Annotated in this window: 20 protein-coding genes and 4 tRNA genes; 9 read left to right on the top strand and 15 right to left on the bottom strand. The window is 73.1% G+C overall.

The annotated features are described in order from the left end of the window. Positions 1–40: 40 nt before the first annotated feature. On the top strand, positions 41–1456 hold the full coding sequence (pyk, locus tag BLR12_RS21295; protein WP_091382258.1) for a pyruvate kinase: 1416 nt from the start codon (positions 41–43) through the stop codon (positions 1454–1456). A 79-nt stretch (positions 1457–1535) separates the two neighbouring features. Continuing rightward, positions 1536–2408: an acyl-CoA thioesterase gene (locus BLR12_RS21290; protein ID WP_255363692.1), complete on the top strand. Its 873-nt coding sequence runs from the start codon at positions 1536–1538 to the stop codon at positions 2406–2408. Position 2409: 1 nt separating this feature from the next. Here the strand turns inward: BLR12_RS21290 and BLR12_RS21285 are convergent, their stop codons facing one another. The 3 genes from BLR12_RS21285 to BLR12_RS21275 all read right to left on the bottom strand — a co-directional run bounded on the left by BLR12_RS21285 (position 2410) and on the right by BLR12_RS21275 (position 5590). Beyond that, positions 2410–4143, bottom strand: coding sequence for a pyridoxal-dependent decarboxylase (locus BLR12_RS21285; RefSeq protein WP_255363683.1), 1734 nt, complete (start codon positions 4141–4143; stop codon positions 2410–2412). Positions 4144–4630: 487 nt separating this feature from the next. Continuing rightward, positions 4631–5194, bottom strand: coding sequence for a dihydrofolate reductase family protein (locus tag BLR12_RS21280; protein WP_091382255.1), 564 nt, complete (start codon positions 5192–5194; stop codon positions 4631–4633). Between the two features lie 322 nt (positions 5195–5516). Then, a tRNA-Leu gene (locus BLR12_RS21275) sits at positions 5517–5590 on the bottom strand. Between the two features lie 84 nt (positions 5591–5674). Between BLR12_RS21275 and BLR12_RS21270 the strand changes: the two genes are divergently transcribed. Beyond that, on the top strand, positions 5675–6277 hold the full coding sequence (locus BLR12_RS21270) for an ANTAR domain-containing response regulator (protein ID WP_091382254.1): 603 nt from the start codon (positions 5675–5677) through the stop codon (positions 6275–6277). Positions 6278–6456: 179 nt separating this feature from the next. After that, on the top strand, positions 6457–7800 hold the full coding sequence (locus BLR12_RS21265; protein ID WP_091382252.1) for an ABC transporter substrate-binding protein: 1344 nt from the start codon (positions 6457–6459) through the stop codon (positions 7798–7800). Positions 7801–7937: 137 nt separating this feature from the next. Here the strand turns inward: BLR12_RS21265 and BLR12_RS21260 are convergent, their stop codons facing one another. The 5 genes from BLR12_RS21260 to BLR12_RS21240 form a co-directional block, all read right to left on the bottom strand. Next, positions 7938–8465, bottom strand: a complete 528-nt coding sequence (locus BLR12_RS21260) for an SDR family oxidoreductase (protein WP_255363682.1) — start codon at positions 8463–8465, stop codon at positions 7938–7940. A gap of 83 nt (positions 8466–8548) precedes the next feature. After that, the gene (locus BLR12_RS21255) at positions 8549–9421 is read right to left on the bottom strand and encodes an ABC transporter ATP-binding protein (RefSeq protein ID WP_218120779.1); all 873 of its coding nucleotides are present in this window, start codon (positions 9419–9421) and stop codon (positions 8549–8551) included. Next, on the bottom strand, positions 9418–10446 hold the full coding sequence (locus tag BLR12_RS21250; protein WP_091382249.1) for an ABC transporter ATP-binding protein: 1029 nt from the start codon (positions 10444–10446) through the stop codon (positions 9418–9420). Before BLR12_RS21250 ends, BLR12_RS21255 begins: the two co-directional genes overlap by 4 nt. Continuing rightward, entirely contained in the window at positions 10436–11434 is a 999-nt protein-coding gene (locus BLR12_RS21245) for a branched-chain amino acid ABC transporter permease (protein ID WP_091382248.1), read from the bottom strand. The genes BLR12_RS21250 and BLR12_RS21245 overlap by 11 nt, the downstream gene beginning before the upstream one ends. 3 nt (positions 11435–11437) lie before the next feature. Continuing rightward, entirely contained in the window at positions 11438–12709 is a 1272-nt protein-coding gene (locus BLR12_RS21240; RefSeq protein WP_091382246.1) for a branched-chain amino acid ABC transporter permease, read from the bottom strand. 289 nt (positions 12710–12998) lie between these two features. On the opposite strand from BLR12_RS21240, the gene BLR12_RS21235 reads away from it, so the two are divergent. Beyond that, entirely contained in the window at positions 12999–13646 is a 648-nt protein-coding gene (locus BLR12_RS21235; RefSeq protein WP_176832623.1) for a GNAT family N-acetyltransferase, read from the top strand. A gap of 135 nt (positions 13647–13781) precedes the next feature. Here BLR12_RS21235 and BLR12_RS21230 read toward each other — a convergent pair whose 3' ends face one another. Further along, positions 13782–14186: a PaaI family thioesterase gene (locus BLR12_RS21230; RefSeq protein WP_091382244.1), complete on the bottom strand. Its 405-nt coding sequence runs from the start codon at positions 14184–14186 to the stop codon at positions 13782–13784. Positions 14187–14273: 87 nt separating this feature from the next. Here BLR12_RS21230 and polA point away from each other — a divergent pair, with 87 nt between their 5' ends. After that, positions 14274–17018, top strand: coding sequence for a DNA polymerase I (gene polA, locus BLR12_RS21225; RefSeq protein ID WP_091382242.1), 2745 nt, complete (start codon positions 14274–14276; stop codon positions 17016–17018). A 72-nt stretch (positions 17019–17090) separates the two neighbouring features. Continuing rightward, positions 17091–17417, top strand: coding sequence for a GNAT family N-acetyltransferase (locus BLR12_RS21220; RefSeq protein WP_218120778.1), 327 nt, complete (start codon positions 17091–17093; stop codon positions 17415–17417). A 10-nt stretch (positions 17418–17427) separates the two neighbouring features. On the opposite strand, the gene BLR12_RS21215 is transcribed toward BLR12_RS21220, so the two are convergent. Continuing rightward, on the bottom strand, positions 17428–18270 hold the full coding sequence (locus tag BLR12_RS21215; protein WP_091382240.1) for a class I SAM-dependent methyltransferase: 843 nt from the start codon (positions 18268–18270) through the stop codon (positions 17428–17430). Between the two features lie 213 nt (positions 18271–18483). Between BLR12_RS21215 and rpsA the strand changes: the two genes are divergently transcribed. Further along, positions 18484–19944, top strand: a complete 1461-nt coding sequence (gene rpsA / locus BLR12_RS21210; protein ID WP_091382238.1) for a 30S ribosomal protein S1 — start codon at positions 18484–18486, stop codon at positions 19942–19944. A 125-nt stretch (positions 19945–20069) separates the two neighbouring features. Here the strand turns inward: rpsA and BLR12_RS21205 are convergent, their stop codons facing one another. Further along, on the bottom strand, positions 20070–20342 hold the full coding sequence (locus tag BLR12_RS21205; protein ID WP_091382237.1) for a hypothetical protein: 273 nt from the start codon (positions 20340–20342) through the stop codon (positions 20070–20072). A gap of 145 nt (positions 20343–20487) precedes the next feature. Here BLR12_RS21205 and coaE point away from each other — a divergent pair, with 145 nt between their 5' ends. After that, positions 20488–21084: a dephospho-CoA kinase gene (coaE, locus tag BLR12_RS21200; protein ID WP_091382236.1), complete on the top strand. Its 597-nt coding sequence runs from the start codon at positions 20488–20490 to the stop codon at positions 21082–21084. Positions 21085–21440: 356 nt separating this feature from the next. Here coaE and BLR12_RS21195 read toward each other — a convergent pair. From BLR12_RS21195 to BLR12_RS21180, 4 genes are all read right to left on the bottom strand, one after another. Further along, positions 21441–21512, bottom strand: a tRNA-Val gene (locus BLR12_RS21195). 47 nt (positions 21513–21559) lie between these two features. Continuing rightward, positions 21560–21630 (bottom strand) — tRNA-Cys (locus BLR12_RS21190). A gap of 41 nt (positions 21631–21671) precedes the next feature. Next, positions 21672–21744, bottom strand: a tRNA-Gly gene (locus BLR12_RS21185). Between the two features lie 67 nt (positions 21745–21811). Then, complete coding sequence (locus BLR12_RS21180; RefSeq protein ID WP_091382234.1) at positions 21812–22255, bottom strand: SsgA family sporulation/cell division regulator; 444 nt, start codon at positions 22253–22255, stop codon at positions 21812–21814. Positions 22256–22316 lie beyond the last annotated feature (61 nt).

Here is a 22316-nt window from a genome sequence, read left to right as displayed (position 1 = left end):
CTGCGCACGCGGGGACGGCCGCCCCACTAGCGTTTGACCCATGTCGCGACGCGCCAAGATCGTCTGCACGCTCGGTCCGGCGACCGGCTCCCTGGAGCAGGTCACGGCCCTCGTCGAGTCGGGGATGGACGTCGCCCGGCTGAACTTCAGCCACGGGGCGCACGCCGACCACGAGAAGGCCTACCGCATGGTCCGCGAGGCCTCCGACCGCACCGGTCGCGCGGTCGCCGTCCTGGCCGACCTGCAGGGCCCCAAGATCCGTCTCGGCACCTTCGCCGACGGCCCGGTCAGCTGGGAGACCGGCAGCCGCGTGTGCATCACGGTCGACGACGTCCAGGGCAGCGCCGAGCGCGTCTCGACCACCTACAAGGGCCTGGCCGCCGACGCCAAGGTCGGCGACCGGCTGCTGGTCGACGACGGCAAGCTGGCGCTGTCGGTCGTGGGGATCGAGGGCCCGGACGTGTGGTGCCTGGTCGTCGAGGGCGGCGAGGTGTCGAACAACAAGGGCCTGTCGCTGCCGGGCGTCGCGGTCAGCGTGCCGGCGATGTCGGACAAGGACGAGGAGGACCTCCGCTTCGCCCTGCACATGGGCGTGGACTTCGTCGCGCTGTCCTTCGTGCGCTCACCGCGCGACGCGGAGCTGGTGCGTGACGTCATGCGCCAGGAGGACGTCTCCGTCCCGGTGATCGCCAAGCTGGAGAAGCCGGAGGCGGTGGAGAACCTCGAGGCGATCGTCGAGGCGTTCGACGGGATCATGGTGGCCCGCGGCGACCTGGGCGTGGAACTGGCGCTGGAGCAGGTGCCGCTGGTGCAGAAGCGGGCCATCCAGGCCGCGCGCGAGCGCAACAAGCCGGTCATCGTGGCGACGCAGATGCTCGAGTCCATGATCACCAACTCCCGGCCCACCCGTGCGGAGGCCTCCGACGTCGCCAACGCCGTCCTGGACGGCGCGGACGCGGTGATGCTGTCCGGGGAGACCTCCGTGGGCGCGCACCCGATCGGGGCGGTGCGCACGATGGAACGCATCATCGACGCGGTCGAGAGCGACACCGTGCGGGCGCCCGAGGTGGTCCGCAAGTCCCGGTCCCGGTCCGGCGCCATCGTGCGGGCCGCCCGCGACATCGCCGAGTCCCTCGACGTCGAGGCCCTGGCCACCTTCACCCAGACCGGCGACAGCGCCCGCCGGCTGGCCGCGCTGCACCCGCGGATGCCGCTGCTCGCCTTCACCATCGACGGCCGGGTGCGCAGCCAGCTGGCGCTGTCGTGGGGTGTGGAGACCTTCCTGGTGCCCGAGGTCCAGCACACCGACGACATGGTCCGCCAGGTGGACTTCTCGCTGCTGTCGATCGGCCGGCTCCGGGACGGCGACCGCGTGGTCGTCGTGGCCGGCAGCCCGCCCAACACCCCGGGGTCGACCAACCTCATCCGCGTGCACGAGGTGGGCACCGACTCGTGAGCGGGCTCGCGGGGTCACGTCGAGGCGCAGCCCGTCCCGGCAGGGGTACGAGCGCCGGCGAGGAGGGCCGGTGACCCGCATGCGGGACGAGAGCCAGGCCGCCGCGCTGATGGCGGTCCTGGGCCTCGAGGAGCGCGGCACCGACCTCTACGTCGGCCAGACGCCGCGGACGCCGCTGCAGCGCATCTTCGGCGGCCAGGTCGCCGGGCAGGCGCTGATGGCCGCCTCGCGCACGCTGCCGGGGGAGCGCGGCGTGCACTCGCTGCACTCGTACTTCCTGCGGCCCGGTGACCCGCACGAAGAGATCCGCTACGCCGTCGAGCGGATCCGGGACGGGCGCACCTTCAGCACCCGGCGGGTCATCGCCTGGCAGCGGCGCCGCGGTGAGGACGTGGCCATCTTCGCCCTCACCGCCGACGCCTCGGTGCCGGAGACCCCGGTCGCGGAGCACGCGCTGCCGATGCCCGAGGTGCCCGCCCCGGAGACCCTGCCCAGCCTGCGCGAGGTCGTCGAGCCCTACGGCGAGCGGGCCGCCGCCGCGCTGACCATCAGCCAGGCCGTGGAGCAGCGGCTGCTCGAGGACCCGTTCGACCGGACGCTGAAGTCGCCGCCGGACACCCGCACGTGCGTGTGGATGCGGGTGGCCGGCCGGCTCCCCGAGGACGCCAGCGTGCACCGCTCCGCCCTGACCTTCGTCAGCGACCTGACCCTGCTCTCGGCCGGGCTCGCCCGGATCGGCGGCGGCTGGGGCGGGGAGTTCGTCGGCGCCAGCCTCGACCACGCGGTGTGGTTCCACGCGCCGGTGCGGGCCGACGAGTGGTTCCTCTACGAGACCGACAGCCCCGCGGCCTCCGGCGGCCGGGCGCTGTGCTTCGGCCAGGTCTGGTCGGCCGACGGCACGCACGTGGCCACGGTCGCCCAGCAGGGCCTGATCCGGTCGCTGAAGGCCTGACTCAGGAGCCGGTGCCCCGGGCCCCGGCGTCGGCCTCCGCGTCCTCCGGGACGACCCCGTCGGCCTCCGGACGCGCGGCGTCCTCCCCCGCCGGGACCGGCGTCAGGCGGTCCTGCTGGGCGCCGGCCTGCGCGGCCGTCTCGTCCTGCGCGGCCGGCGTCTCGACCGCCGCGGCCCGGGCGCGCTCGGCCTCCTCCCGCGCCCGCTCGTCGGCGGCGCGGCGCTCGGCCTCCTCCCGGGCCCGCTCGGCGGCGGACTCGGCGAAGTCCGCGGCCAACCAGTCGTGGCCCTCGCACAGCAGCGCCCAGGCCCGCTCGACGTGCGCCCGGGTGGTCGAGGGCGCGCCGATCGCCACCCGGAGCACCACCTGGCCGCGCACCGTCGTGTGGGTCAGGAAGACCTCGCCGCCGTCGTTGAGGCGCTCCAGCAGGGTCATGGTCGCGACGTCGGCGTCGACCCCCTCGGCCCAGCGCGGCCGCAGGCACACCAGCGACAGCGGGTGCGGGGCGGCCACCTCGAAGCGCTCGTCAGCGGCGGCCCACCCGGCCAGCTCCTGGGCGAGCGCGACACCGTCGCGGATGTGCGCCCGCAGCCCCTCGGCGCCGTACCAGCGCAGCACGAACCACAGCTTCAGCGCCCGGAAGCGGCGGCCCAGCTCGATCTGCCAGTCGCGGTAGTCGACGACCGAGCCGGCATCGGTGGCGGCGTTGCGCAGGTACTCGGGCAGGATCGCCAGGGCCCCGGTGAGGGCGGCCCGGTCGGCCACCCAGAACAGCGTCGCGTCGAAGCCGGTGAGCAGCCACTTGTGCGCGTCGGTGGTGTAGCTGTCGGCCCACTCCACGCCGGCCTGCAGGCCGCGCAGTTCCGGGACGACGGCGCTGACCCCCGCGTACGCGGCGTCCACGTGCAGCCACACGCCGGCGTCGCGGCACACCGGACCCAGCTCGGCGAGCGGGTCCACGGCCGTCGTCGACGTCGTCCCCACCGTGGCGCACACCAGCACCGGCCGGTACCCGCGCGCGACGTCCCGCTCCAGCCGGGCCCTCAGCGACTGGGGGCGCATCGCCAGGTCGCCGTCCACCTCGACGATGCGGACGGCGTCGCTGCCCAGGCCGGCGATCCGCACGGCCTTCTCCATGGAGCTGTGCGTCTCCGCGGAGACGTAGACGGTGTACTCGTCGGGCCGGACGCCACCGCGCACCGTCCCCCCGCCGCTGGCCCGGTGCAGCGCCGCGAGCAGCGCCACCAGGTTGGCCCCGGAGCTGGAGTCCTGGACCACGCCGCCGCCCGGGCCGGTGGACAGGAAGGCCTCCGGCAGGCCGAGCAGCCCCGCGAACCAGTCGAGCAGGTGCTGCTCGAGCTCGGTGGCCGCCGGGCTGGTCACCCAGGACATGCCCTGCACGCCGAGCCCGGCGCTCACCAGGTCGCCGAGCACCGAGGGCCCGGAGGTGTTGGCCGGGAAGTACCCGAGGAAGCCCGGGTGCTGCCAGTGGGTGACCCCGGGCAGGACGACGCGGTCCAGGTCGGCCAGGACGGCGCCGAACGGCTCGCCGTCCTCGGGCGGGTGGGCCGGCAGCGCGGCGCGGACGTCGCCGGGGACGGCGGGGGAGCGGACGGGCAGCGAGCCGACCCGCGTCCAGTAGTCGGCGATCCAGTCGACGACCTCGTGGCCGTGCCGACGGAACTGCTCCGGGGTCATGTGCGGGGCGGGCGGCGTCGGCTCGGGCTGGCTCACGGCCTCACCGTAATGGCCCGGTTCCCGGGTCCTACCGCGGCGACGGGACCCCTGCAGCAACTGAGCGGCGGTCGGGCACGGCACGTGGTCGCGGTGTCGTCCGGATGAGGTGAGTCAGACGTCGTGGCAGGTCCGACGTCGACCGGTCACGACGGGTGTCCGGGTGAGCAGATCGCCGACACCGTCCCGGCAGGTGGCTGTGGACGAGCAGATCCAGGTCGTGTCGGCGGTGTTGGGGGGTGAGTCGTCGCTGGCGGAGGGCGGCACGGTGTCTCTTCGGCGACGGTGGGGAACTGGCGGGACCGGTTCGTCGACGCGGGCAAGGCGGGCCTGGACCGGTCGCCGCCGGGCCCGGACGGTGGCCTGTCGCAGCCGGAGCGGCGGCTCCGCAGTGAGTGCGAGGAGCTGAAGCCGGCGGAGGCGGCGGTGCAGTCGCGGATCTGCCAGAAGGGCTCCGAGTACATCGACTCCGGCCGAGGTCCGGCACTCAGTGCCTGGTCTCGTACCTGGTCAGGACCACGCCGTCGGGAAACGTCCGGGTCTCCACCAGGGTCAGGTTCACCCAGTCGTCCAGGGCCGTGAAGAACGGCGTGCCGCCGCCCACCAGGACCGGTGCGGTGACCAGCACGTACTCGTCGATCAGCCCGGCCCGCATCGCCGCTGCGGCGAGGGTGGCGCCGCCGATGTCCATGGGGCCGCCGTCCTCGGCCTTGAGCCGGGTGATCTCGGTGACCGCGTCGCCGGTGACCAGGCGGGTGTTCCAGTCGACCGTGCTGGTCGTGGAGGAGAACACCACCTTCGGCATGTCCCGCCAGCGGCGGGCGTACTCGATGTGCGCCGGTGTGACGCCGGGCTGCTCGTGGGCGGTCGGCCAGTGGGAGCTCATCGTCTCCCACAGCCTGCGCCCGTACAGCGCCAGGCCGGTCGCCCCCACCCGGTCGGACCACCACTGGAACAGCTCGTCGCTCGGCACGCTCCAGCCGAGGTCGTCGCCGGGCGCGGCGATGTAGCCGTCCAGGCTCAGGTTCATGCCGAAGGTCAGTTTCCGCATGGCGTAGCTCCCGTGAGTCGGTAATCGGCGTACCAGACCAGCACGGCGCGGAGAAGTGATCGGTCAGACCACACCGACGGCCGGTCGACCACCATGCCGAGCGGATGCTGCGTACGGAAGGGGACCCCCTGCGTACACCCGACACCGGGGCGCCGGACCGCCATCACCTGGCCGGGGCCTGGACGTACCTGCACTGAGCCCCGGCTGGATCGAGATCGAACCCTGCGAACTCCTCGACGCACGACACGGAGGACGGCGACGCCACGGCGCCCCCGGTACGACTCGAACGCACACTGCGCGGGTCGTGTCTCGCTCACGAAGGTGCCCCCGGTGCGACTCGAACGCACACTGCGCGGGTTTTGAATCCGCTCCCTCTGCCGATTGGGGTACGGGGGCGTACCGGCCTGCAGCGGCAGGCGGTGGGCGAGCAGCAGCCTAACCGGCCGCCGGGACCCACCCGGCATCGATAGGCTCCGGCGCGTGAGCAGCGAGCCGATCCGGGTCCTCATCGCCGAAGACGAGGCGCTCATCCGCCTCGACCTCAAGGAGATGCTCGAGGAGGAGGGGTACACCGTCGTCGCCGAGGTCGGCGACGGGCAGCAGGCCGTCGACCGGGCGACCGAGCTGCGGCCGGACCTGGTGATCCTGGACATCCAGATGCCGGTGCTCGACGGGTTGTCGGCCGCCGAGCAGATCGCCTCGGCCCGCATCGCCCCGGTGATCGTGCTGACGGCCTTCAGCCAGCGGGAGCTGGTGGAGCGGGCGCGGGACGCCGGCGCGATGGCGTACCTGGTCAAGCCGTTCTCCAAGAACGACCTGGTGCCGGCCATCGAGGTCGCGCGGGGCCGGTTCGCCGAGATGACCGCCCTCGACGGCGAGGTGCGCACCCTCGAGGAACGGCTGGAGACCCGCAAGGTGGTCGAGCAGGCCAAGGGCAAGCTGATGGCCGACCAGGGGCTCAGCGAGGCCGAGGCCTTCCGCTGGATCCAGCGGACGGCGATGAACGAGCGGACGTCGATGAAGGCGCTCGCCCAGCGGATCCTCCAGCCGCAGGCCGCCGCGGACCCCACCGCGGGCGGCTGACCTCCCGGCCGGCCGCCGATCCCGCCGTGTGTCGGGCCGGGATCGAGCAGGTCACGACCTGATCACGGTCCGAGCGACGCCTGCTCCACCCCCGGATGTGGCAGCTACCTTCCCCCCACTGACCGGTGGCCTGCCTGGGTCGGCCGGTGCACGACTGACACCACAGTGGGAGTTGTTTGATGCGAACGGGCATCCTCGCGCGCAACGCCGCGATCTCGGCTGCGGCTCTCCTCGTCCTCACCGCCTGTGGCGGCGGGGGCGACGAGGAGGGCGGCACGGCAGCCGAAGGTACGGGCGGCGGTGGCGGTGGCGAGCAGCAGGTCAACGTCTACGGCAGCGACGGCAACATGGGCAACGCGCTCGGCGAGTCCTTCACGCAGCAGGGCGCGCTGGCCGGCATGTCGGGCACCACGCCGCTCACCGAGCTGTCCTCGGACTTCCGCGAGCGGCTGGACGCCGCCTACCCGGGGCTGCAGGACTACAACTACGCCGGTGAGACCTACGACGCCGTCGTGATCACGGCCCTGGCCGCCCAGCTGGCCGGCTCCAACGACGCCAACGTCTTCAAGGAGTACGTCAACGGCGTCACCTTCGGTGGCGAGAAGTGCACCGACATCGCCGGCTGCCTCGAGATCGTCAACGCCGGCGGCAACCCGGACTACGACGGCATCTCCGGCCCGCTGGCCTTCACCGATGCCGGTGAGCCCTCGGTGGCCAGCTTCGGCATCCTCAGCTTCGGCGAGGACAACGCCATCGACGACTCGCTGACCGAGTTCGTCCTCGCCGGCGACGAGGCCAACGCCGCCAGCGACGAGGGCCCGGCCCCCGCCCCGGCCGGCGCCACCGGCGAGCAGCTGGTCGTCGGCACGCTGCTGCCGCTGACCGGCAACCTGGCCTTCCTCGGCCCGCCCGAGGTCGCCGGCGCCCGCCTGGCGATCCAGGAGCTCAACGCCGCCGGCGGCGTGCTCGGCCAGGAGGTCCGGCTCGTCGAGGGTGACTCCGGTGACGCCTCGACCGACACCGCGACCCAGACCGTCGACCGCCTCCTGCAGGAGGGCGTGAATGCCATCATCGGCGCCGCGTCCTCGGGCGTGAGCCTCACGGTCATCGACCGGATCACCGGTGCGGGCGTGCTCCAGTTCTCGCCGGCGAACACCTCCGATCAGTTCACCGACTACAACGACAACGGGCTGTACTTCCGCAGCGCGCCCCCGGACACGCTGCAGGCCCGGGCGCTGTCGGACCTGATCATCAACGACGGCAACAACACCGTCGGGATCATGGCGCTCAACGACCCGTACGGCACCGGTCTCATGGAGAACACCCGCGAGAACCTCATCGCGGCGGGCCTGTCGGAGGACAGCATCCAGACGCTGACCTACGACCCGCAGGCGGCGAACTACGACGCCGAGATCCAGCAGATGGTGGACTTCAACCCCAACGCCATCGTGGTCATCGGCTTCGAGGAGTCGGCGCGGATCATCGAGGGCCTCAACTCGCAGGGCATCGGCCCGGCGCGTTGATCCCCCCGGGCGCCGCACGCGGCGCCTGACCGACGCAGACCAGTGGCCCGGCACCGCTCGCGGTGCCGGGCCACTGTGCCGTCCGGGCCTCGCCGAGCCCGGCCCGTGCCCTGCTGCCCGGGCTCGCCAGGAGCCGCTCAGGCCTCGGGCGGCATGCGGTACGGGGCCGTGCCGCCGGCGTCGACCTGCACGGTCGTCCCGGTGACGTACCTCGACTCGTCCGAGGCCAGGAGGAGGACGGCGTTGCTGATGTCCACCGCCTCCACCCAGGGGACGGGGAGGGCGTTGACCGGCAGGAACCCCTTGGCCGCCTCCTCCCGCGAGGCACCGGGCATGCCGAAGAGCTCGTACACCGCCGGGTTCTGCACCATCGGCGTGTCCACGGTCGTCGGGTGCACTGAGTCGACCCGGATCCGGTGCGGGGCCAGCTCGGGGGCCAGCGTGCGCACGGGACCGGTCACCCCGTGCTTGGCCGCGACGTAGTGCCGGAGGTGGGGGAACGCGACCAGGCCGGCGGTCGAGCTGGTGAGGATGAGCGAGCCGCTCAGGGCCCGGCCAGGTCTCCGCGGGGAGGCCGGACGCCGTCCCGGTCGGCGCCGGCGCGCGGCAGGGGCGCGCCGGCGCGGGACCGCAGCTCCCAGGTCCGGTCGATGCCGGTGGTCCACCCGGCACGTCGGCGCCGGTCCCCCGCGGGGGACTGGCGCCGACGTGGTGAGGTGCTGGACCGGCCCTGCAGCAGGCTCCTGCTTCAGTGCGCCTTGGCCAGCGTCCCCAGGTAGAGCTCGATGACCTTCGGGTCGTTCATCAGCGACTCACCGGTGTCGGTGTAGGCGTTGCGGCCCTGGTCGAGCACGTAGCCGCGGTCGCAGATCTGCAGGCACCGGCGGGCGTTCTGCTCGACCATGATGATCGAGACGCCGGTCGCGTTGATCCGCCGGCAGCGGATGAAGACCTCGTCCTGGTAGGCGGGGGAGAGGCCGGCCGACGGCTCGTCGAGCAGCAGGACCGAGGGCTCCATCATCAGGGCCCGGCCCATCGCCACCATCTGCCGCTCACCGCCGGACAGCGACCCCGCCTTGGTCTTGCGCCGCTCCCCGAGCATGGGGAACAGGTCGGCGACGTAGTCGAAGCGCTGCCGGAAGACCTTCGGCCGCAGGTAGGCGCCCATCTGCATGTTCTCCTCGATCGACAGCGAGGGGAACACGTTGTTGTTCTGCGGCACGTAGCCCACACCGAGCGACACCAGCCGGTGGGCGGGTGCCGAGGTGATGTCCTCCCCGCGCAGCGTCACCGTGCCCGAGCGCACGGGGATGAGCCCGAACAGTGTCTTGAGCAACGTCGACTTGCCGGCGCCGTTCGGGCCGATGATGCCGACCAGCTCGCCGTCCTGCAGGTAGAAGTCGCAGCCGTTGAGGATGTTGACCCCGGGCAGGTACCCGGCCACCAGCTCGTCGGCCCGGACCAGGGCGTCCTCGGCCAGCCGCTCGTGCTCCCCACGGGTGGCGGCGAGCTCGGCGGGGGACGTCCCCTCGGCGAGCGCCCGCTGGTCGGGGGTGCCGCCGTCGTTGTGCCCGACCTGGAACATCGGGTCCTCCATGGCCGGGTCGTCCATGGTGCTCATCGGTTCTCCTCGCGTCGGGTCTCGGAGCCGATGACGTCGCCCTCGGCGTGCTGCTCGCGGGCGATGGCCGCCTCGGCCTCGGCCAGGACGCGGTCCTCCTCCTCGATGGTGAGCGGGGCGTCGTGGTGGGCGCCGAGGTAGGCGTCGACGACCGCCTGGTTCTGGCTGATCGACTGCGGCGGGCCCTCGGCGATGACCTTGCCGGCGGCCATGACGACGACCCAGTCGCTGATGTCCCGGACGACGTCCATGTCGTGCTCGACGAAGACGACCGTCATGCCCTCCTCGCGCAGGTCCTTGACGTGCCCGAGCAGGCTCTGCGTCAGCGCCGGGTTCACGCCGGCCATCGGCTCGTCGAGCATGACGACCTTCGGGTCGCTCATGAGCGCGCGCGCCATCTCGAGCAGCTTGCGCTGGCCGCCGGACAAGGTGCCGGCGAAGTCGTCCTTCTTCCGGTCCAGCTTGAAGCGGCCCAGCAGCTCCATCGCCTTCTCGGTGTTCGCCCGCTCCTGCGCCCGCCACGTGCCGGGCACCAGCGCCCGCCAGAAGCTCTCGCCCTTCTGGCCCTGCGCGCCGAGGAGCATGTTCTGCAGCACGGTGAGCCGGGACAGTGCCTTGGTCAGCTGGAAGGTGCGGACGACGCCCAGCCGGGCCACCTGGTGCGGCGCGAGCTTGCCCAGCGGCCGCCCGTCGAACGACCAGGTGCCGGTGTTGGGCTGGTCGAACCCGGTGAGCAGGTTGAACAGCGTCGTCTTGCCGGCCCCGTTGGGACCGATCAGGCCGGTGATCCCGCCGCGCTGGACCTCCAGGTGGTCCACCGAGACCGCGGTCAGGCCGCCGAAGGAGCGGGTGACCCCGTCGACGACGATCGCCGGGTCGGGCTTGGGCACCCCGACCTCCCAGGCGACGTCGCGGAGCGCCGCACGGGCGAGCAGCCGGGGCGCACCGCCGGTCGCGGCCGGGTCCAGCGACGCGGCGTGCGCGCCGCCGGCGGCCGGCTGTCCGGGCGTCTGGTCAGCGGGCATCGAGCATCACCTCTCGTCGGTCACCGAAGATGCCCTGCGGTCGGAAGACCAGCAGCAGCATGAGCCCGAGCCCGATGAGCACGAACCGGATCTGCGCCACGTCGGTCGCCGAGAGCAGGCCTTCGGGGATGACCCCGTTGCCGATCAGCGTACGCAGCCCGGTGTCGGCGAACTGGATGATGAAGTACATCAGCATCGAGCCGATGACGGGCCCCAGGACGCGGGCCGCGCCGCCCAGGATCAGGGCGGCGTAGGCCAGGAAGGTGTTCGCGTTCTGGTACTGGTCGGGGTTGGCCGACGCGGTGCCCAGGGCGTAGACCATGCCGCCGAACGCACCGAGCACGCCGCCGAGCACCAGGGCCTGCATCTTGTAGACGTACACGTTCTTCCCCAGCGCGCGGACGGCGTCCTCGTCCTCGCGGATGGACTTGACCACCCGGCCCCAGGGGCTGCGGACCAGCAGCCAGATCAGCAGGCTGGCCAGCGCCACGAGCAGCCAGCCGACCGCCGTGACCCACAGCTCGGCGCCGCTCCACTGGGTGCCGAGGATGCCGTAGCGGCGGGCGGTGTCCCACGGGGCGAGGGCCACGAACTCGGCGTTGAAGCCCGACAGGCCGCGGGTGCCGTTGGTGACCGGGGTGGCCGACACCGAACGGAACAGCAGCCGCAGACCCTCGGCCGCCGCGATGGTGGCGATGGCGAGGTAGTCCGCGCGCAGCCGCAGCGTCGGCAGGCCGAGCAGCAGGGCGAGGACGACCGCGGCCAGCAGGCCCACGACCACACCCACCCAGAACGGCAGGCCCCACTGGCTGACGGAGATCGCGATGCCGTACCCGCCGAGCATGGCGAAGGCGATCTGGCCGAAGTTGAGCAGCCCCGTGTAGCCGAACTGCACGTTGATGCCGATGGCCAGCAGCGCCAGGAAGACGGCCTGGAAGCCCAGCCCGGCCTTGAGGGCGACGGCGAAGGCGTCGATCAGTTCACCCATGGCTCAGCCCACCCGTACCCGGCTGCCCAGGATGCCCTGCGGCCGCACGATGAGGATCACGATCAGCAGGAGCAGCCCGCCGACGTACTTGATGTCGTTGGGGACGACGAGGGTCGACATCTGCACGAAGACACCCACCACGATGCTGCCGACGAGGGCGCCGTACGCGGTGCCCAGCCCGCCGAGCGTGACGCCGGCGAACATCAGCAGCAGCAGCCGGAAGCCCATGTCCCACTGCACCTCGTCGGACAGGCCCAGCAGGACGCCGCCCAGCGCCGCCAGGGCGCCACCCATCATCCAGACGACCAGGATCACCCGGTTGACGTTGATGCCCGAGGACGCCGCGAGGTCGCGGTTGTCGGCCACCGCCCGCATCGCCTTGCCGATCTTGGTGCGCTGCAGCATGACCGCCACCAGCACGAGGACGGCCAGCGCGATGACGATCGAGGCGAGGTCGGCGTCGGTCATCCGGAACAGGCCGTAGTCCACCGCCCGCTGGCCGCGGTAGTCCGCGTACGCCTCGGACCGGCCGCCGAAGATGATCTGGTACAGGTACCGCAGCAGCATCGACAGGCCGATCGAGATGACCAGCGCGGCGATCAGGCCGGTGCCGCGGCGGCGCAGCGGCCGCCAGATGGCCAGCTCGTTGAGCGCCCCGACGCCCGCGCCGATCACCATCGCGATCAACGCCGCGGGGATGAGCGGCACGCCGCCCTGGACGTTGATGAACCACGCGGCGATCGCACCGATGGTGACCAGCTCGCCGTGCGCGAAGTTGGTCAGGCCGGTGGTGCCGAAGATCAGCGAGAGCCCGACCGCGGCCATCGCGATGAGCAGGCCGAAGCGCAGCCCCTCGACGAACAGCTGCACCCAGCGGACGGTGCCACCGCCGGCGCCGGTGCTGCCGTCGCTGAGCGCGATGATCACGCCCTGGTTGCGCCCCGCGTCGACGGTCACCGTGCGGGTGTTCTCCCCGGTGAGCACGACGCCCTCGGGCAGGCCCTCCTCGTCGATGGTCACCGTGTACTGGCCCGGTCCGGGCAGCGGCACGACCCACCGGCCGTTCTCGTCGGTCTCCACGGTGTCGACCTCGTCGCCACCGTCGTCGGTGACGACCACCTCGACGCCCTCGATCGGGCCGGAGAGGTTCGTCTGGAGGGTGCCCGACACCTGCTCGCTCGCCGTGCTCTCCTCGGGCTGCGCCTGGGCGACACCGGGAGCCAGCGTCAGCGCCACACCACCGAGGACGGCCAGCAGGAGCAGGCGGAGCAGCACCCGGCCGCGGGACGTCCGGGATCGCCGGACCGTCCGGGGCCGGGTCGGGGCGGCGCCCCTCGGTACGCCGTGTCGTGGTACACGGCCTGCCGCGTTGGTCACTCGGCCTCCCTGGCTCTGCGCATGAGGGGGGACGGTAGCCCAGCCTCGTTGCCGTCGGCGCACGTCGCGGCGAGCTGTTACCTGTCCGCGACACGCCGCACGCGTCACGCCCGTCCCACCGACGGCGCGCCGTCGTGATCACGGCTGCCCGCGGGTGCAGTCTCCGCTCACCGTCCAGGGAGGGCCAGTGTCAGTTCCCGGTTCCCGGTCCCGCGTCACGACGCGCGACGCGCGTCCTGCCGACCTGCCCGCCGTGCTGGCCCTGGTGCGCCAGCACCGCGCCGAGGCCCACGCCGAGGGCGTGCTGACCGGGCAGACCCCCGGAGCCGCGGCCGCCGCCGGCTTCCGGCGGCTGCTGGCCGACCCGGCGCACCGCGTGGTGCTCGCGGTGCTGCCCGGACCGAACGCGCCGGACGGCGCCGGGGGCGGCGGCGAGCTGGCCGTGGGCCTGGCCGTCCTCGGGACGGACCCGCTCTCGGTGGTCCTCGGCGTGCCACAGGTGACCGTCGACAACCTCGTCGTCCACCGCGACCACCGCCGCTGCGGCGCCGGGGCCGCGCTGCTCGCGGCCGCGGCGGCGCACGCCGCCCAGGTGGGGGCCGCGCACGTCGTGGCCGCCGTCGGCGGACACGAGGCCGAGCGGCAGCGGTTCTTCGCCCGGATGGGCTTCGCGCCGCTGACCACCCGGCGGATCGTGCCGCGGGAGACCCTCGCGCGGACGCTGGCGGCCTGGCAGCGGAGCGGGGGGACCGTGCCGCTGCAGCGCCGTCCGCCGCTGCGCCGCCGTCCGCCGGCCCGGCTGGTGCCGCTCCTGGACGCCGCGGCGGAAGGCTGAGCCGGCCCATCCCGAGGAGGACGGCGGCCACCCTTCAGGGGCCCGCCGGCCCCGTCCCGGGTCCCGCCCCGAGCCTGCGAGGGGTGGGGAGGACGGGGTCCTCTTACGAGGCGTGGGGGGAAGGGTGGTCCTCTCTCAGGCCGTCAGGAGCATGCAGGTGAGCCGGGCGGTCGCCGTCACACGACCGTGCTGGTCGGTGACCTCGATGGTGGAGGTGACCAGCGTCCGGCCTCGGCGGACCGGCGTGGCGACGGCGGTGACGACCCCCTCGGTGGCCGCCCGCAGGTAGCTCACGTTGAGCTCCACGCCGACGGCCTGCCGGCCGGGGCCGGCGCCCAGGGCCGCCGCCCACGAGCCGACCGTCTCCACCAGCGAGCAGGTGGCGCCGCCGTGCAGCAGGCCGAAGGGCTGCTGGTTGCCCTCGACCGGCATGGTGGCGACGACGTGGTCGGGGTCGAAGTCGGTGATGCGGATGCCCAGCTTGTCGTCCAGCGGGCTCGTGCGCTCGGCGTCGAGCCAGTCGGGGCGGTCCACGGTCACCCCGGCACCGTAGCCAGCGCCGGGCGGCGCGGCGGCGGGGGCTTCTCGGTCGGGAGCCGTCGGTGGGCGGACCTAGGATCGGCGGCGATGTCCGCTCCGGTCTCCGCCCCCGCGTCCAGCCCCGCCGTCCCCGCTGCCGACGGCTCCCGCCCGCGGCTGCTGCTGCTCGACGGGCACTCCCTGGCCTACCGCGCCTTCTTCGCCCTGCCGGTCGAGAACTTCTCCACGACCACCGGGCAGCCGACCAACGCGGTCTACGGCTTCACGTCGATGCTGATCAACATCCTGCGCGACGAGCAGCCCACCCACCTGGCGGTCGCCTTCGACGTGGGCCGCAAGACCTTCCGCAGCGAGATCTACGCCGACTACAAGGCCAACCGCAGCGAGAGCCCGACCGACTTCCGCGGCCAGGTGAGCCTGATCCAGGAGGTGCTGGCCGCGCTGCACATCCCGGTGATCACCGCAGAGGGCTACGAGGCCGACGACGTCATCGCCACCCTCACCGTCGCGGCGGTCGGGCAGGGCATGGACGTGCTGATCGCCACCGGCGACCGCGACGCCCTGCAGCTGGTCAACGAGCACGTCACCGTGCTCTACCCCCGCAAGGGCGTCTCGGACCTGACCCGGTTCACGCCGGAGGAGGTCCGCGCCAAGTACGACCTGACCCCGGAGCAGTACCCCGACTTCGCGGCCCTGCGGGGGGACCCCAGCGACAACCTGCCGAGCATCCCGAGCGTGGGGGAGAAGACCGCGGCCAAGTGGGTCCGGGAGTACGGGTCGCTCGACGCGCTCGTCGACCAGGTCGACACCGTGAAGGGCAAGGTCGGCGAGAAGCTGCGCGAGCACCTGTCCTCGGTGCTGCAGAACCGGCGGCTCACGGAGCTCGACCGCGCCGTCCCGCTGGAGGTGGGGCCGGCCGACCTCGCCGTGCGCCCGTGGGACCGCAACGAGGTGCACACCCTCTTCGACAACCTGCAGTTCCGGGTGCTGCGCGACCGGCTGTTCGCCACCCTCACCAGCGCCGAGCCCGAGGCCGAGGGCGGCTTCGACGTCACCGAGGACGAGGTGCCCGCCGGCGGACTGGGCGACTGGCTCGACCAGCACGCGCGCACCGGCCGCACGGGGATCATCTTCCGCGGCACCTGGGGGCGGGGCACCGGCGAGCTCAGCGGGCTCGCGCTGGCCGCCGCCGACGACCACGCCACCTTCGTCGACGTCGGCCCGGACCTGGACGCCGCGGACGAGCAGGCGTTGGCCGCCTGGCTCGCCGACCCGGACCGGCCGAAGGTCGTGCACGAGGTCAAGGGCCCGCTGCTGGCGATCTGGGCCCGCGGCTGGGAGCTCGCCGGCGTCGTCAGCGACACCGCCCTGGCCGCGTACCTCGCGCTGCCCGGCCAGCGGTCGTTCGACCTGGCCGACCTCGCCGTCCGCTACCTGCGCCGCGAGCTGAAGGACGCCGCCGCCGAGGAACCCCAGCTGACCCTCGACGGGCTGGGGCCGTCGGAGGAGGACCTCGCCCGCGAGGCCGCGCACGCCGACGTCCTCAAGGCCGTCGCCGTCAACGACCTCTCCGACGCGCTGGAGTCCGTGCTCGGGCAGCGCGGCGGGGACCACCTGCTCGGCGCGATGGAGCTCCCGCTGACCTTCGTGCTGGCCCGCATGGAGCAGCGCGGCATCGCCGCGGACCTGGACTTCCTGCAGGAGCTGCAGCGGGAGTTCGCCGACGGCGTCGCCGCCGCGGCCGCCGAGTGCTACGCGGTGATCGGCCGGGAGGTGAACCTCGGCTCGCCCAAGCAGCTGCAGGCCGTGCTCTTCGACGAGCTCGGGCTGCCCAAGACCAAGAAGATCAAGTCCGGCTACACGACGGACGCCGAGGCGCTGACCACCCTGCTCGCCCAGACCGGCCACCCGTTCCTCGAGCACCTGCTGCGGCACCGCGACGTGACCCGGCTGCGCACCGTCATCGACGGCCTCATCCCGATGGTCGACGACGCCGGGCGCATCCACACGACGTTCCAGCAGACGATCGCCGCCACCGGACGGCTGTCCTCGACCGACCCGAACCTGCAGAACATCCCGATCCGCACCGCCGAGGGGCGCCGGATCCGGCAGGCGTTCGTCGTCGGCACCGGCCACGAGTCGCTGATGACGGCCGACTACAGCCAGATCGAGATGCGGATCATGGCCCACCTGTCCGGCGACGAAGGCCTCATCGAGGCGTTCACGTCGGGGGAGGACCTGCACTCCTTCGTCGCCTCCCGGGCCTACGACATCCCCATCGAGGACGTCGACCCGGAGATGCGCCGCCGGATCAAGGCGATGAGCTACGGCCTGGCCTACGGGCTGTCGGCGTACGGGCTGGCCGGGCAGCTGCGCATCTCCGTCGAGGAGGCGCGCGAGCAGATGCACGCCTACTTCGAGCGCTTCGGCGGCATCCGCGAGTACCTGGACGGCGTCGTCGACCACGCCCGGCAGACCGGGTACACCGAGACGACGCTGGGCCGCCGCCGCTACCTGCCCGACCTCACCAGCGACAACGGGCAACGCCGGCAGATGGCGGAGCGGATGGCGCTCAACGCCCCCATCCAGGGCTCGGCGGCCGACGTCATCAAGGTCGCCATGCTCCGGGTGGAGGAGGGGATCGCCGCGGAGGGGCTGCGCTCGCGGGTGCTGCTGCAGGTGCACGACGAGCTCGTGCTCGAGGTGGCCCCGGGGGAGCGGGAGCCCCTGGAGGCCCTGGTGCGGCGCGAGATGGCCGGTGCCGCGCAGCTGTCCGTGCCGCTGGAGGTCTCGGTCGGCTTCGGCCGCACCTGGGACGAGGCCGCGCACTGAGCCGGGGTCGGCGGCGACGGTGTGCGCGCACGTGCGGTTCGGCACGGTAGGACCGCGCACCAGCGCACACCGTTGCCGTCCGTCGCACTCCGCGCCGGCTACGTCGAGGGCGTCGCCGTCGCGCCCGGCCACCGGCGCCGGGGCGTCGCCTCCGCGGTCATGGGCGCACTCGAGGAGCTCCTGCCCGCCGCCTACGGCCTGGGAGCGCTCAGCGCCGGCGCCGCCCTCTCCTCCGCCCGCGGTTGGCAGCGCTGGCGCGGCCCGACGTCCGTGCTCGCCCCGACCGGACCGGCCCGCACCCTCGAGGACGACGGGTCGGTGTCCGTCCTCCCGGGTGCCGTGGCGCTCGACCTCGACGGGAGCCTGAGCTGCGACGTGCGGGACGGCGACGTCTGGTGACGCCGGGACCTCAGCCGGGCTTCGCGCAGACCAGGATCAGCGTGCCGGGGACGAGGGCCCCGCGGGCCGGGGACCACTGCCCCCACTCCTGCGTGCGGCCCGGCGTCCACTCCGGCTCGACCAGCTCCTCGAGGACCAGCCCGGCGCCCACGACGGCCCGCACCCAGTCGCCGACGGTGCGGTGGTGCTCGACGTAGACGGTGCGGTCGTCCTCGTCGGTCTCCACGTACGGCGTGCGGTCGAAGTAGGAGGAGACGACCCGCAGGTCCCCGGGGTCGGGGGAGTCGGGCAGCGGCCAGCGGAAGGGGTGGTTCACCGACGCGACGAACCGGCCACCGGGCCGCAGGACGCGGGCCACCTCGGCCAGGGCGCCCTCGACGTCGGCGACGAAGGGCAGCCCGCCGAAGGCCGAGCAGGCCAGGTCCACGCTCGCGGCGGACAGCGGCAGCGCGCCGACGTCGGCCTGCACCAGCGGGACGGCGATCCCGGTGGCGCTGTTGAGCTCGGCGGCCCGGGCCAGCATCCCGCCGGAGACGTCCAGCGCCACGACGTCGGCACCTGCCCGGCGCAGCCACCGCGCACACGGTGCCGACCCGCAGCCCACCTCGAGCACCCGCCGGCCCGCCACGTCGCCCAGCAGGTGCGCGTCGGCTTCGCGCAGGCCCTCGGGACACCACAGGAAGTCGGCGTCCCCGAGGTCCGTGCCGTGCTCGGCGAGGTAGGCGGGAGCCGCGGCGTCCCACCAGCGCCGGTTGGCCGCGACCGACTCCGCCGCCCCCGCTGGCCGGCGGGCCACGCCGCCGGGAGCGGGGTAGCCGGCGTCGTCCAGGGGGAGGTCGCTCGGGGTGTCCATGACACGCCGATCGTGACACGCCGGGCCGGCCGGAGCGGTCCTGCACCCAGGTGGACCGGGCAGTGCCGGGCTCCGTACCATGGGAATGCGCCAGAGGTCTGTCAGTGCTGTCCCCATCGGGGATCGGCGCGCGCCGGCTCTCCCCGCTGCCTGCGGTCACCCGGCCGCGGGCTCCCTGTCCCTACGCACCCCCCGTCCGGAGCACTCGACCACATGACCTCCACCCAGGTCCGTCCGAACAGCACCCCCCAGGTCGCCGTCAACGACATCGGCACCGCCGAGGACTTCCTCGCGGCCATCGACCAGACGATCAAGTACTTCAACGACGGCGACATCGTCGAAGGCGTCATCGTCAAGGTCGACCGGGACGAGGTGCTGCTGGACATCGGCTACAAGACCGAGGGCGTCATCCCCTCGCGCGAGCTGTCCATCAAGCACGACGTCGACCCCAACGAGGTCGTCAGCGTCGGCGACGAGGTGGAAGCCCTCGTCCTCCAGAAGGAGGACAAGGAAGGCCGCCTGATCCTGTCCAAGAAGCGCGCCCAGTACGAGCGCGCCTGGGGCACGATCGAGGCGAAGAAGGAAGCCGACGAGGTCGTCACCGGCACCGTCATCGAGGTCGTCAAGGGCGGTCTCATCCTCGACATCGGCCTGCGCGGGTTCCTCCCCGCCTCGCTGGTCGAGATGCGCCGCGTCCGCGACCTGCAGCCCTACGTGGGCCGCGAGCTCGAGGCGAAGATCATCGAGCTCGACAAGAACCGCAACAACGTCGTCCTGTCCCGCCGCCAGTGGCTGGAGCAGACCCAGTCCGAGGTCCGCAGCGAGTTCCTCAACAAGCTCGCCAAGGGCCAGGTCCGCACCGGCGTCGTGTCCTCGATCGTCAACTTCGGCGCGTTCGTGGACCTGGGTGGGGTCGACGGTCTGGTGCACGTCTCCGAGCTGTCCTGGAAGCACATCGACCACCCGTCCGAGGTCGTCGAGGTGGGCCAGGAGGTCACCGTCGAGGTCCTCGACGTCGACCTGGACCGCGAGCGGGTCTCGCTGTCGCTGAAGGCGACGCAGGAGGACCCGTGGCGTCAGTTCGCCCGGACCCACCAGATCGGCCAGGTCGTGCCCGGCAAGGTCACCAAGCTGGTGCCCTTCGGTGCGTTCGTCCGCGTCGACGAGGGCATCGAGGGTCTGGTGCACATCTCCGAGCTGGCCGAGCGCCACGTGGAGATCCCCGAGCAGGTCGTGCAGGTCGGCGACGAGATCCTGGTCAAGGTCATCGACATCGACCTCGACCGCCGTCGGATCTCCCTGTCGCTCAAGCAGGCCAACGAGGGCGTCGTCGGCGACGAGGAGCAGTTCGACCCCGCCGCCTACGGCATGGCCGCGTCCTACGACGATCAGGGCAACTACATCTACCCCGAGGGCTTCGACCCGGAGACCGGCGAGTGGCTCGAGGGCTTTGACGAGGCCCGCGAGACGTGGGAGCGGCAGTACGCCGAGGCCCAGGCGCGCTTCGAGGCGCACCGCAAGCAGATCGCCGCGGCCCGCGAAGCCGACGCCGAGGCCGCTGCCGGGGGCAACTACTCCAGCGGCGAGGCCGAGGTCAGCGACACGTCGGGCGGCACCCTCGCCAGCGACGAGGCACTGGCTGCGCTGCGGGCCAAGCTCGCCGGCGGCGAGTGATCCCCGCTCGGCTCAGCTGAGCAGCAGCACCTGAGGCCGAGGCCCGGTACCCCGCGGGGTACCGGGCCTCGGTCGTCCCTCCCATCCCCGTGGAGGGACGGCTGCGGCCCCGCAGGGGGCCCTCCTCAGAGGCTGAGGATGATCGCGAACGCGGTGCGCGGGCGGCCACCGGAGGACGCGAGGAACTGCCAGGTGTGCCGGCCGGCCGGGGCGGTCGCCGACAGCCAGCGCAGGAAAGCGTTGCCCCGCCGGGCGGCGCCGTTGCGCTCCAGCCGCTCGCGCACCATCGGCAGGTCCGAGCAGCGCACCCCGGTGGGGCGGTGGAGCCGGTGCCGACCGGGGCCGCGGCGGCGGGCGGCGGGGGTCGACGAGGGGGCGGCGTGCGCGGAACGGGACATGGTCTGGTCTGCCTCTCTGGGGCGGGGGAGATCGCCGGGGAGAGAGTTGCCGATGGGGCACGTGTGACTGGAGCGACGCGCCGGGCCGGACGGCAGGGTGTTACCTGTCCGTGATCGCCGACCGCGTGCTGGCTACTGTCCGTACGTGCTGCGGATCGGGCTGACCGGCGGGATCGGATCGGGCAAGAGCACGGTGGCGGGCCTGCTGGCCGCCCGCGGCGCTCGGGTGGTGGACGCCGACCGCATCGCCCGGGAGGTCGTCGAGCCGGGGACGCCGGGCCTGGACGCCGTCGTCGCCGCGTTCGGGCGCGACGTCCTGACCGCCGAGGGCGCCCTCGACCGGCCCGCCCTGGCCGCCGTCGTGTTCGCCGACCCCGACGCCCGCCGCCGGCTCGACGGCATCGTGCACCCGCTGGTGCGGGCCCGCGCCGCCGAGCTGGTCGCCGCGGCGCCGCCGGACGCGGTGGTGGTGCAGGACGTGCCGCTGCTCGTGGAGACCGGGCAGGCGAGCTCGTACGACCTGGTCCTCGTCGTGGCGGCCGACCTCGCCACGCGCGTCGAGCGGCTGGTCGGCCGGGGCCTGTCCGAGGACGACGCCCGCGCCCGGATCGCCGCGCAGGCCACCGACGAGCAGCGCCGCGCGGTCGCCGACGTCGTGCTCGACAACAGCGGCACCGTCGAGGAGCTCGAGGCGCAGGTGGACCGCTTCTGGGCCGAGCGCGTGGCGCCTGCCCTCCGCTGACGGCAGACTCGCCGGGTGCCCGCCGATCAGCAGGTCCCGAGGTACCGGGACGCCGAGCGGGCGCGCAACACGGCCCGCATCTGGGCCGGGCTGGCCGTCCTGTTCGCCGTCCTGGCGGTCCTGCAGTGGCTCGCGGATGCCGATCCGTGGATCCCGATCGGCTACACGGTCGCCGCCGTCGCGTACGCCGGCACCGCCCCGGGGAGCCCGCCGACACGTGCGGGAGGTCACCGCACGAGCGCGGCCCGGGGATCACGGGACCACGGGGTGAGTCGCGACCCCGGTCACGGCTGCGCCCGGCCGTGCCGGGAGACGACGAGAGGCCCGGGTCCACCGGACCCGGGCCTCTGCTGCTGTGGGCGATACTGGGTTCGAACCAGTGACCTCTACCGTGTCAAGGTAGCGCTCTACCACTGAGCCAATCGCCCGATCCGGCCTGTCGGCCGGTCGCCTCCACCGTGCTCGGCGGAGGCCGAGGTGGAGACGGGATTTGAACCCGTGTAGACGGCTTTGCAGGCCGTTGCCTCGCCTCTCGGCCACTCCACCGCACGAGGGCGCCGGTCTCGCGACCAGCGCCCGAGGTCCCGAGCGGACGACGGGATTCGAACCCGCGACCCTCACCTTGGCAAGGTGATGCTCTACCAACTGAGCCACGTCCGCGTTGCTGTGTTGCAGGGAGAACCATACCCGACCCCGAGCAGGGGTCTCACGGGGGGTCCCCCCAGGGTCACCGGCCGGTCGGGTCGGCTCCGCCGTTGGACAGCAGGGCGGCCAGCTCGCCGTCCACCTGGAGCACCGAGGACTCCTCGCCGAAGGGCACGACGCTGGCGGTCAGCTGGAGGAAGCCCGCGACCGTGCCGCGGGAGACCTCGAACAGCGCCTCGCCGGAGGGCGCCCGCAGGTGGAGGAAGAGGACGTCGCCCGACGTCCGCGACGGCCACAGCCGCACGTCGCCCTCGCCGGCGGGGTGGTCGAGGCCCGCGTGCAGCAGGTCGCGGCCCACGAGCCAGGAGATGCCGTCCTCCTCCGCGCCGTCCCCGAAGGTGATCCGCACGGCGAACGGGTCGCTGACCTCGTAGCTGAGCAGCGCGGGGACCTCGGTCCAGGACTGCGGTCCGACCAGGTGCAGCGTCGTCGGGCACGTGTACCCGGGCGTGGCGCGGTTGATCATGTCTCCAACAACGACCTTCCATGACCGTGGTGACGCCCGGATGATCTCCGGGCGTGTCGTC

Origin of the sequence: Geodermatophilus sp. DSM 45219 (assembly GCF_900104025.1) — a bacterium.
GTDB lineage: Bacteria > Actinomycetota > Actinomycetes > Mycobacteriales > Geodermatophilaceae > Geodermatophilus.
The sequence above is the reverse complement of the archived record's forward strand: the minus strand, read 5'-3'. Positions and strand labels throughout refer to the sequence as shown.